Origin of the sequence: Roseospira navarrensis (genome assembly GCF_009601025.1) — a bacterium.
Taxonomy (GTDB): Bacteria; Pseudomonadota; Alphaproteobacteria; order Rhodospirillales; family Rhodospirillaceae; genus Rhodospira; species Rhodospira navarrensis.
Genome location: NZ_WIVE01000048.1, coordinates 22,345 through 32,860, shown reverse-complemented (window position 1 = coordinate 32,860; position 10,516 = coordinate 22,345). Strand labels below are relative to the sequence as shown.

Sequence of the window (10,516 nt, the reverse complement as noted above, 5' to 3'; positions counted from 1 at the left end):
GCGCCTTGCGATCCAAGCTCTTCATGGCCGCGCTCTCCGCCGTGCGATACAACCCCGACCTCAAGGCCTTCTACGAACGGCTTATCGGAAACAAAAAGACACCAAAAGGCGCACTCCTCGCCGTTGCCAGAAAGCTCGTCACCATCGCAAACGCGGTCCTCCGGCCTCAGCCCGAACCCGCCACAAACTGAGTTGATGACACTCTCTATTAAAAGTGTGTCATCCTGAGGGAGCCCCCGCGACCATCGTTCCGATGGTCGCGCCCCTTTGCGGCGACGCGACGCGTCGCCGGGGGCGACCGAAGGACCTCGAGAGGCGGGTTCGACCCCAACGGTGTCACAGAACGGTCATCCGGGTTCGGAGCCCTGGCCGGTCACGGGCTTCAACGGTCCCAGTAAGTAAGAGGCCGTTGGCCTCAGAAGAACTCCAGACGGACCGAGAACATCTTCTCCACCTTCTTGATCGCCCCGGCGGCGGCGAACAGCACGACCCGGTCCCCGGCCTTGAGCACCGTGCTGCCGCGCGGGCTGATGACCTGACCGCCGCGCACCACCGCGCCCAGGATCACGCCGGCCGGCAGCCGCACCTCGCGCAGGGGGCGCCCGACCAGCCCGGACGTCTCCAGGGCGTCGGCCTCGATCAGTTCGCCGAAGCCCTCGTGCAGGGAATGCACGCTGTGGATTCGGCCCCGCCGCACGTGCTGCAGGATGGTCGAGACCGTCATGCTGCGCGGGTTGACCACCACGTCCACCCCCAGCGTGGAGACCAGCGGGTTATAGGTGGACTTGTTGATGAGCGTCACCGCCCGCTGGCAGCCGCTGCGCTTGGCCAGCAGCGAGGCCAGGATGTTGTTCTCGTCGTCGTTGGTGACCGCGACCACGGTTTCCGTCTGGGCGACGCCGGCCTCCTCCAGGATCTCCTGGTCCAGCACGTCCCCGTTGATGACCACCGAGCGGCTCAGGGTCTTGGCGACGAACTCGGCCCGTGTGCGGTCCTGCTCGATGACCTTGACCGAGACGTGGGGAAAGTCCTTTTCCAGCCGCTGGGCCAGGAACAGCCCGATGTTGCCGCCGCCCAGCACCAGGATCCGGCGCGCCTCCGGTTCCTCGTGCCCGAAGGCCGCCAGCGCCCGCGCCTGATGGTCGGTGGCGCAGACGAAGTACACATCGTCGCCCGGCAACATCTGGTCGTCGGGCGACGGCACCATGGGGCGGTCCTGGCGCACGATGCCCACGATGACGATGGCCAGCTCCGGGAACAGGGCGGCGAGTTGGCGGATCGGGGTGAAGTTGACCGGGGTGTCCTCGGTGCAGCGCACGCCCAGCAGGCGGACCCGATTGTCGGCCAGCGTGATGAGTTCGGTCGCTCCCGGCACCCGAAGACGCCGGATCACGGCCTTGGCCACCTCGATCTCGGGCGAAATGGTGACGTCGATCGGCATGTTCTCGCGGCTGAACAGGTTCGCCCACTGGTCCTCCAGGTAGTCCTGGGCGCGAACGCGGGCGATCTTGGTCGGCACGTGGAACAGCGAGTGCGCCACCTGACAGGCGATCATGTTGACTTCGTCGGCGTGGGTCACCGCGATCAGCATTTCCGCATCGGCGGCCCCGGCGGCATCGAGCACACCCGGGTGCGAGGCGTGCCCCACCATCGCCTGCACGTCCAGACTGTCCGAGATCTTGCGGATCAGATCCGGCCGCTGGTCGATGACGGTGACGTCGTTGCCCTCCGACGCCAGATAGCGCGCGATGCTGAAGCCGACCTGACCGGCCCCGCAGACGATGACCTTCATGGGGATCCCCCCTTCCCGGACAGGACCGTGCGGGTCAGGACGAGGACCCGCGCGCGCCGTTGGTCGCCGCCGCGACGCCCTGCCCCTCCAGCCCGGCGGCGGCGCCTGCGGCCTGACCGGCGGCCCCGGCCCCGGCGACGCCCAGGCTCTTCAGCTTGCGGTGCAGGGCCGAGCGCTCCATGCCGACAAACTCCGCCGTGCGCGAGACGTTGCCGCCGAAGCGCGTGACCTGGGCCAGCAGGTAGTCGCGCTCGAACATCTCGCGCGCCTCCCGCAGGGGCAGGGTCATGATCTCGGGCGACTTCTCCAGGCGCAGGGTATCCGGCGTCAGCGCGCTGATCTCGTTCGGCAGCATGTCGGCGCGGATGGAATCGCGGCTCTCGCCCGGCGCCATGATGAGCAGCCAGTCGATCACGTTGCGCAACTGGCGCACGTTGCCCGGCCAGTCATAGGCCTGCAACGCGGCCATGGCGTCCTCGCCCAGCGGACGCGGGGGAATGCCGGCCGAGCGGGCCGCCGTTTCCATGAAATAGCGCGCCAGCACGGGAATGTCGCCGCGCCGCTCCACCATCGACGGCACCCGCAGCGGCACCACGGCCAGGCGGTAGTACAGGTCTTCGCGGAACCGGCTGCCCTGGATTTCCGACTGCAGATCGCGGTGACTCGTCGCGATGACGCGCACATCGACGGCCACCTTGCGGGTGCCGCCCACATGCTCGAAGGACTGTTCCTGCAGGACACGCACCAGCTTGCCCTGGGTTTCCAGTGGCATGTCGGCGATCTCGTCCAGCAGCAGGGTGCCGCCGTTGGCCTGCTCGAACAGGCCGACCTTGCGCGGCGAGCCCGGCCCGTCCAGGCCGGATTCCGTGCCGAACAGCTCCAGTTCCATGCGGTCCGGATGCATGGCGGCGCAATTGACGACGACGAACGGCTGGTCGGACCGGCGGCTGCGCGCGTGGATCATGCGCGACACCACCTCCTTGCCGGTGCCGGGCGCGCCGCTGATGAGCACGCGCGAGCCGGTCGGCGCCACCTTGGCCACCGCGCCGCGCAATTGCTGGATGGAGTGGCTCTCGCCGATCAGTTCGCTTTGCGGACCGATGCGGATGCGCAGTTCCGCGTTCTCCTGCTTCAGGCGGGCGGCCTCGATGGCGCGTTCAGCCATGAGCAGCAGACGATCCGTCTTGAACGGCTTCTCGATGAAGTCGTATGCGCCCTTCTTGATGGCGGACACGGCCGTTTCGATGGTGCCGTGCCCGCTGATCATCAGGACCGGCATCATCGGCGTTTCGCGCAGGATGACGTCCAGCAGTTCCAGGCCGTCCAGGCGACTGCCTTCCAGCCAGATGTCCAGGATCACGAGGCTCGGGCGCCGCGCCGAGATGAGTTGAAGGGCGCTGTCGCTATCGGTCGCCTCCCGGCAGGTGTATCCCTCATCCTCCAGGATCCCGGCCACGGCCATCCGGATGTCGGCCTCGTCGTCAACGATCAGGATGTCATGCGACATGGGCACGCTGACAGGAGACCCCGAGGGGCGCCCCGTCTCCGTTCGTGAAAGCCATTGTCCTGGACTCAGTCATGGTGCCTCGACAACCCGTTCCTTTCCTGGCGCCCCATTCCGGCGCCTGCTAGCGTGTCGGGGCGACGGCTTGGGACCCGACGCCTTCGCCCCTCGCGCCCCTCGCGCCCCTCGGCCCTTCTGCGTCCTGGGCGGCCTCCGGCGTGTCTGCCCCGCCGGCCGGGGCCCGCGGGAGGTCGAGCGAGACGCGCGCCCCGCCGCCCGGTCGATCCTCCAGGAGCAAGGCCCCCCCGTGATCCTCAAGGATTTTGCGCACGATGGCGAGCCCCAGGCCCGTCCCCTTGCTGCGCGTGGTCACGTAGGGTTCGGTCAGCCGGCTGCGATCTCCGTCCGGAAGCCCCTTCCCGTTGTCTTCCACGACAATCGTCACCCTTTCGGGCCCGTCCTCGATGCGGACCAGAATGGCCCCCGGCTCCGATGAGTGATCCTTTTCCTTTTCCAATCGGCCGTCAATCCCCTCCACCGCGTTCTTGAGCAGGTTGGTCAGGGCCTGGCTGATCTGGCGGGCGTCGCAGCGCAGCTTGACCGCGTGGTCCGGCACATCGGCCTGGAACGTGATGCGTGTGTAGGCGGTGCGCTGCAGGACGACGGCCTGCCGGACGATTTCGTCCAGCCGCTCCAGGCGCATGGAGGGCGCCGGCATGCGCGCGAAGGCCGAGAACTCGTCCACCATCTGGCCGATATCGCCGACGTGCCGGACAATGGTGTCGGTGCACTGGATGAAGGTGTCCTGATCGTGGGTGAGCTGCTTCAGATACCGTCGCTTCAGGCGCTCCGCCGACAACTGGATCGGGGTCAGCGGGTTCTTGATCTCGTGGGCGATGCGGCGGGCCACATCCGCCCAGGCGGCCTTGCGCTGGGCCTGCTGCAACTCGGTGATGTCGTCGAAAGTGAGGACGTACCCCAGGATATCGCCGTCCTCGTCCCGCTCGGCACTGACCCGCACCAGCAGGGTCAGCCCACGGCCCCCCTGACCGTGGCTGATCTCCGCCTGCGCCGGCCGGTCCGGCCGCGCCCGGCACTGGGCCACCAGCGCGTCGATCTCGGGCATCAGCCGCTCGACCGGCCGCCCCATCCAGCCGTCCAGACCCTCGCCCAGCAAATCCCCCGCCGGGCGGTTGGCCAGCGTGATATGCCCGTTCCTGTCCAGCGCGATCACCCCGGCGGACACCCCGGCGAGCACGGTCTCGGTGAACCGGCGCCGCTCGTCCAGTTCCTGGTTCGCCGCCATCAGGCTTTTCTGCTGGGCCTCGATCTGGGCGGTCATGCGGTTGAAGGCGCGCGACAGCGAGGCGACCTCGTCGTTGGCCACGATCTCGCTGACCCGGACCCGAAGGTTGCCCTGGCGCACCCGGTCGGCGGCCTCGATCAGGGCCATGATCGGCTGCACCAGACGGGTGGCCATGGTCAGGCCCACGGCCACGGCCGCGAGCAGCAGCAGCACCGAGACCATGATGAAGATCATGGACAGGGTCAGCTCGTAGCCGGAGCGACGTCCCTCCAGTTCCCGATACTGGTCCACGGCCTCTTCCGTGCTCTCAATGGCGCCCAGCACCTTGGGATCCACGAAGCGCCCGACGTAGAGATAAAGCGGCGTGAGGCTGTCCAGGCCGAGCCGGACCAGCCCGCGCACGCGGTCGTCGTTCTCGCCGGTCAGAAGGGCGACATCGCCATTGTCGGCGCGGTCCATGGCCCAGAACGGGACCTGCTCGAACTGCAGCGAGAACGTGTACCCGGCGCGCGCGATGACCTTGCCGTCCTTGCCGAAAATCACGGCCTCGGTCAGGTTGCGCAGGGCGGACTGGGCACCGAGAAACTGGTTGAGACTCTCGGGATTGCGGCTGATCCGCAGCCAGTCCCGGCTCAGGTCGTTGGCCATGGCCAGCACGTCGCCGGCGATGGCCTGCTGATGCTCCCGCAGGTACGCCTGGGCGACCTGAAGGGATTCGTCCAGCGCGGTCGACACCCGGGAAGAGAACCACCCCTGCACGCCAACCTGAAAGATCAGGATGGAAAAGATCGACATGAGGATGGCCGGAGTCACGGCCACCACGCCGAACAGCACCACCAGCCGCACGTGCAGGCGCGACCCGGCCCCACCGCTACGCCGCGCGATCCAGACCTTCACCAGCCGGCGGGCGACCAGCACGCCCAGCGCCAGCATGATGACCAGGTTGACGTTCAGCAGCGCCAGCATCGCCGCCGGATCATCGATGGTGGGGCCGACCCCCATCAGCACGGCGGCGGTCACGCCGACGGAGATCACGGCCGCCACCGCCAGCACCAGGGTCAGCACGCGCGTGAACCGCATCCGTCGGGCCTTCAGCCCGAGGCGCAGCAGGCGGCGATGGAGCGTGCGGCCACCTGTGGCGTCGGTCATGAGATCAGGCTCCCGGGCATCCATGCGACCTGCGCTCCGTCACCGGACGCCCCGGATCACCTGGATGTCCAGTTCCCGGATCTTCTTGCGCAGCGTGTTGCGGTTCAACCCCAGCAAATGGGCGGCCTTGATCTGGTTGCCCCGCGTGGCCTCCAGCGACAGGGCGATGAGTGGGCGTTCCACCTCCCGGAGCACGCGGTCGTGCAGCCCCGCCGCCGGCAGCGTGTCGCTGTGCGCGGCGAAGTACTCCCGCAGGTGGCGTTCCACCAGCCCGCTCAGGCCCTCGCCGCCGGTGCTTGTGTTCAGGACCGGCGGGGCGGAGGCCAGTTCGGCCTCGATCACGTCCACGCCGATGCTCTCCTGCGAGTACAGCGCCGCCAGTCGGCGCACCAGGTTTTCCAGTTCGCGCACGTTGCCGGGCCAGCGGTGCCGCTTCAGGCGGTCCATGGCGGCCGCGTCCAGCCCCTTGGCGGGCAGGCCCTCGGCCGCGACCTCGGCCAGGAAATGGCGGACCAGCTCCGGAATGTCCTCTGACCGCTCGCGCAGGGGCGGCAGGCGGATCGGCACCACGTTGAGCCGGTAGAACAGGTCCTCGCGGAACAGGCCCTGGCGAATCTGCTGGGTCAGGTCACGGTGGGTGGCGGCGACGATCCGCACGTTCGCCCGAATGGCCGTGCGACCGCCGACGGTGGTGTACTCGTTTTCCTGCAGCACCCGAAGCAGGCGGGTTTGCGCCTCCGGCGGCATGTCGCCGATCTCGTCCAGGAACAGGGTGCCGCCGTCCGCCTGCTCAAACCGGCCGACACCGCGCGCCGTGGCGCCGGTGAACGCACCCTTCTCGTGCCCGAACAGTTCGGATTCGATCAATTCCCGGGGAATCGCGGCCATGTTCACGGCCACGAACGGCCCGGCCCGGCGCTTGCCGTAGTCGTGCAGGGCGCGCGCCACCAGTTCCTTTCCGGTCCCCGACTCCCCGGTAATCATCACCGTCAGGTCGGTGTTCATCAGCCGGGCGAGCGTGCGGTAGATTTCCTGCATGGCCGCCGAGCGCCCGATCAGCGGCAGACCCTCCTGATCGTCGGCCTCCAGACCCGGCGCGGCCACGGCCCGCGCGGGCGTGGAGAGGGCGCGGCGGACCACGTTGACCAGTTCGGTCAGGTCGAACGGCTTGGGCAGGTATTCGAACGCGCCGCGCTCGGTCGCCTTGACGGCGGTCAGCAGGGTGTTCTGGGCGCTCATCACGATGATGCGCAGTTCGGGGCGGATCTTCTTGATGCGCGGGATCAGGTCCAGGCCGTTTTCGTCCGGCATCACCACATCCGTGATGACCAGATCCCCGAGCCCTTCCGAGACCCAGGTCCACAGCGTGGCGGCCGCCCCGGTGGTGCGCACCTCGTAACCCGCGCGCCCCAAGGCCTGCGTCAGCACGGTCCGGATGGCCCGGTCGTCGTCGGCGATCAGGATGGTTCGCCCCTTGGCCGCCGGATCATGCAGCGCGGACGGAGCCGTAACCGACCGGGGATCCCCCAGCACCTCCTTCATCGCCAGTCCTCCGCGGGTCTTGCGTCTTCGGCCGCCATCCGGTCGGACGGCGCCAGCGGCAGCACGACCCGGAACACGGTGCGACCCGGCTGCGTGTCGAATTCCACGATGCCGCCATGGTCGGTGATGATCTTCGCCACCAGGGGCAGGCCCAGGCCGCTGCCCGACGGCTTGTTGGTGACGAAGGGTTCGAACAGATGGCCGCGCATATCCTCGGGAATGCCCGGTCCGTTGTCGCGCACGGTCACCACCAAGGGCAGGTCGAGCCGATCCGCCGAGCCCGGCGCCGCCAGCCGCAGGCCGTGCTGGTAGGCCGTGGAGAGCACGATCTCGCCCCCGTCGGCGGACACCACTTCGGCCGCGTTCTTCACCAGGTTCAGGAACACCTGCACGAGCTGGTCGCGGTTGCCCAGCACGGACGGCAGCGACGGGTCATAGCTCTCGACGATCCGGACCCCTTTCGCGAACCCGTTCTCGGCCAGGCGTTTCACGTGCTCCAGCACCAGATGGATGTTCACGGCCTCGCGGTTCAGGCCGCCGCCGTCCGAGAACACGTCCATGCGATCCAGCAACGCCACGATGCGGTCGGTCTCGTCCCGGATGAGCTGGGTGAGCACCCGATCCGTCTCCGCCACGCTCTGGTCGAGCAACTGCGCCGCGCCCCGGATTCCGGACAGCGGGTTCTTGACCTCGTGCGCCAGCAGGCGGGCCATGGCGGACACCGACCGCGCCGCGCCCCGGCTGAGCATCTGCTGGCCCATGCGCAGGGCCTTCGAATGCTCCTGGAACTGCACCACGACCCAGCCGGGCATTTCCACGTGCGGCGAAACCTGGATGGTCATGACGCGCGGACCCGTGCGGGGGGTGTCGATCTCCACTTCGTACTCGGACACCGCCGAGGTGTTCCGCCGGGCCTGGAAAATCAGCGAGAAGGTCTGGCTGTTGCGCGGCACCAGATCCTCAAGGGGCGTGCCCTTCAGGTGCCCCAGGCTGCTTTCGAACAGTTGTTCCCCGGCGGCGTTGAGGAACACCACACGATCGTCCCGGTCGATCACCACCACGGCCGAGGCAATGGCGTTCAGCACCGCCACGGCGTCGATGGGCAGGTCCGGGGTCATCCGGCCGCCGCCGACGCCCCCCACGCCACCGACCACTTTGAGCCTCCGGCTCATGCCGCGACCCTCCCCTCGCCCGTTTCGGGCTCTGCCGCGACCTCCCGCCAGAACGCCCGCACCAGATCGCGGGCGCGGGCGGCGTCGGTCTCGGCGTTGAAGGCGCGGCGGAACCCATTGGCGTCGCGCACCCCGTCCACGGCCCAGGCCATGTGCTTGCGCGCCAGACGGAGCCCCCGGTATTCCCCATAATGCGCGCACAGCGCATCGAAATGCTCCAGGGCGACCGCGGCCCGTGTCGAGAGGTCCGGCGCGGCGGGCGACGTGCCCGTGGTCAGGCCGTGCGCGACCAGCCCGGGCAGCCAGGGTCGTCCTTGAGCGGCGCGCCCGATCATGACGCCATCGGCGCCCGAGACGGCCATCAGCCGGCGCGCATCCTCAACCGAGGCCACGTCACCGTTACCGATCACGGGGATCGAGACGGCCGCCTTGACCTCGCCGATGAAGGCCCAGTCGGCCCGACCGCCGTACATCTGGTCGCGCGTGCGGCCGTGGACCGTGACCATGCGCACGCCCAGGTCCTCGGCGATGCGGGCGAGACGCGGCGCGTTCCGGGTCTCGGGGTCCCAGCCGGTCCGCATCTTCAGCGTCACCGGCAGGGCCACGGCCTTCACCACCGCCGCGATGATGGCGGCGGCCAGGCGCTCGTCGCGCATCAGCGCCGAGCCCGCCTGACCCTTGACCACCTTCTTGACCGGACAGCCCATGTTGATGTCGATCAGGGCCGCGCCCCGATCCGCGCAGATGCGGGCGGCCTCGGCCATCACGTCCGGCTCGCACCCGGCGAGCTGGACGGCGGCCGGGCCCGCCTCGGGGCCGCCGGTCCCCATGCGCAACGTCTCGTCGTGCCGCGCGGCCACGCGGCCGCTGGCGATCATCTCGGAGAACGACAGCGGGCAGCCGAACCGATGGGCGAGCCGCCGGAACGGTCCGTCCGTGATGCCCGACATGGGCGCGAGCAGGACCGGGGCGTCCAGGTGAACGGGACCGATGGAAAGGGTCATGGGGCGGATACGCGGCCTGAGGCTGGGTGTGCGGCGCATTATGCACACTGTTTAGGCAGTTGGCGAGCCCTCTGCGGGGTGATGCGTCCGTTTTTTGCGCGACCTGCCTGTTTTGGCTTCACGCCAAGATCGTGCTGACGAACTTCACGCCCGGAAAGGCCAGCGTCAGCAGCAGATACCCCAGCAGCAGATAGCGCGCCGCCGCCCGTCCGCGCACGCCCGCCCAGGCGTGCGCCGCCAGCAGGCCGCCGATGACCAGGAACGCCAGCACCGACAGCAGCGTCTTGTGATCCAGCACCAGCAGCGTCCCGGCGGTGAAGTAGGACACCGCCATGCCGCTGAGCAGGCCGAGCCCCAGCACCGCCTCGCCCATGGACAGCAACCCCACCGACAGTCGCTCCGACTCGGTGACCGACGGCAACAGCCGGGTCAGGCGGTTGGGCCGCTTGCGCTTCAGGGCTCGTTCCTGCAGGAACGCCGCCAGGGCCGAGACCCCCGAAACCGTCAGCAGGGCATAAGTCACCACCGACACGACGATGTGGAACACCAGCCAAGCCGGCGGGGCCTGCCCGCGCATCGCCAGCACGGGGCCCGGGTCCTCTGCGGTGACCGCCGCCAGCAGCCCCAGGATGGCGAGGTACGGCATCAGAAGGGTGGCCAGCCGCCACGCATGCCGGTTCACCATGGTGACGACGAAGAACACCAGGGCGCTGGTGGCGATGGCGACCCAGAGCGTGGCCGAGAAGCCCGTATGCCAGCCTTCCGTGAGCTGATAGGTCACCCAGGTCGTCGGCCCCATGGCGGCCAGAACCGTCGCCCCCGCCTGCCACGATGGACGCAGGGTCCGCCACAGCGGCAGGACCGCCGCAGGCAACAGGGTCGCGATGGCCGCGAGGTGGAGTCCGAGTGCATTCGCCATGGCCGGACTATAGCGCGCGGCCCGGGCCGCCACAACGCGCGGTGTTCGCGGTGTTCGCGGTCGCGATAGCCCCGGCGCGTTCAGGGATTTGCGCGCGCGCGGGAATGCACTACCCTGCGCCGCCCCGC

General features: G+C 68.9%; 7 protein-coding genes and 1 pseudogene. 1 reads left to right on the top strand and 7 read right to left on the bottom strand.

Features of this window, described 5'->3' with window-relative positions; translation table 11 throughout:
• Nucleotides 1-191 (top strand): annotated as a pseudogene (locus tag GHC57_RS19590) (IS110-like element ISEc32 family transposase); the annotation flags it as partial.
• 224 nt (nt 192-415) lie between these two features.
• Here the strand turns inward: GHC57_RS19590 and trkA are convergent.
• The 7 genes from trkA to GHC57_RS13830 all read right to left on the bottom strand — a co-directional run bounded on the left by trkA (nt 416) and on the right by GHC57_RS13830 (nt 10,388).
• Entirely contained in the window at nt 416-1,792 is a 1,377-nt protein-coding gene (gene trkA / locus GHC57_RS13860) for a Trk system potassium transporter TrkA (protein WP_153345251.1), read from the bottom strand.
• Nucleotides 1,793-1,826: 34 nt separating this feature from the next.
• Complete coding sequence (gene ntrX / locus GHC57_RS13855) at nt 1,827-3,299, bottom strand: nitrogen assimilation response regulator NtrX (RefSeq protein WP_153345259.1); 1,473 nt, start codon at nt 3,297-3,299, stop codon at nt 1,827-1,829.
• A 121-nt stretch (nt 3,300-3,420) separates the two neighbouring features.
• On the bottom strand, nt 3,421-5,751 hold the full coding sequence (locus tag GHC57_RS13850) for a sensor histidine kinase NtrY-like (protein ID WP_246152312.1): 2,331 nt from the start codon (nt 5,749-5,751) through the stop codon (nt 3,421-3,423).
• Nucleotides 5,752-5,790: 39 nt separating this feature from the next.
• Nucleotides 5,791-7,293 carry a nitrogen regulation protein NR(I) gene (gene ntrC, locus GHC57_RS13845; protein ID WP_153345247.1) on the bottom strand — a complete coding sequence of 501 codons (1,503 nt, stop codon included), beginning with the start codon at nt 7,291-7,293 and terminating at the stop codon, nt 5,791-5,793.
• The gene (locus GHC57_RS13840; RefSeq protein WP_425500680.1) at nt 7,290-8,465 is read right to left on the bottom strand and encodes a two-component system sensor histidine kinase NtrB; all 1,176 of its coding nucleotides are present in this window, start codon (nt 8,463-8,465) and stop codon (nt 7,290-7,292) included. Before GHC57_RS13840 ends, ntrC begins: the two co-directional genes overlap by 4 nt.
• The gene (dusB, locus tag GHC57_RS13835) at nt 8,462-9,469 is read right to left on the bottom strand and encodes a tRNA dihydrouridine synthase DusB (RefSeq protein WP_153345245.1); all 1,008 of its coding nucleotides are present in this window, start codon (nt 9,467-9,469) and stop codon (nt 8,462-8,464) included. Before dusB ends, GHC57_RS13840 begins: the two co-directional genes overlap by 4 nt.
• 118 nt (nt 9,470-9,587) lie before the next feature.
• Entirely contained in the window at nt 9,588-10,388 is an 801-nt protein-coding gene (locus tag GHC57_RS13830) for a cytochrome C assembly family protein (RefSeq protein WP_153345243.1), read from the bottom strand.
• Nucleotides 10,389-10,516 lie beyond the last annotated feature (128 nt).

Excerpts from the sequence above, each read along its gene's own strand:
- trkA (WP_153345251.1), bottom strand. The coding sequence starts at position 1,792 with ATGAAGGTCATCGTCTGCGGGGCCGGTCAGGTCGGCTTCAGCATCGCG.
- ntrX (WP_153345259.1), bottom strand. The coding sequence starts at position 3,299 with ATGTCGCATGACATCCTGATCGTTGACGACGAGGCCGACATCCGGATG.
- GHC57_RS13850 (WP_246152312.1), bottom strand. The coding sequence starts at position 5,751 with ATGACCGACGCCACAGGTGGCCGCACGCTCCATCGCCGCCTGCTGCGC.
- ntrC (WP_153345247.1), bottom strand. The coding sequence starts at position 7,293 with ATGAAGGAGGTGCTGGGGGATCCCCGGTCGGTTACGGCTCCGTCCGCG.
- GHC57_RS13840 (WP_425500680.1), bottom strand. The coding sequence starts at position 8,465 with ATGAGCCGGAGGCTCAAAGTGGTCGGTGGCGTGGGGGGCGTCGGCGGC.
- dusB (WP_153345245.1), bottom strand. The coding sequence starts at position 9,469 with ATGACCCTTTCCATCGGTCCCGTTCACCTGGACGCCCCGGTCCTGCTC.
- GHC57_RS13830 (WP_153345243.1), bottom strand. The coding sequence starts at position 10,388 with ATGGCGAATGCACTCGGACTCCACCTCGCGGCCATCGCGACCCTGTTG.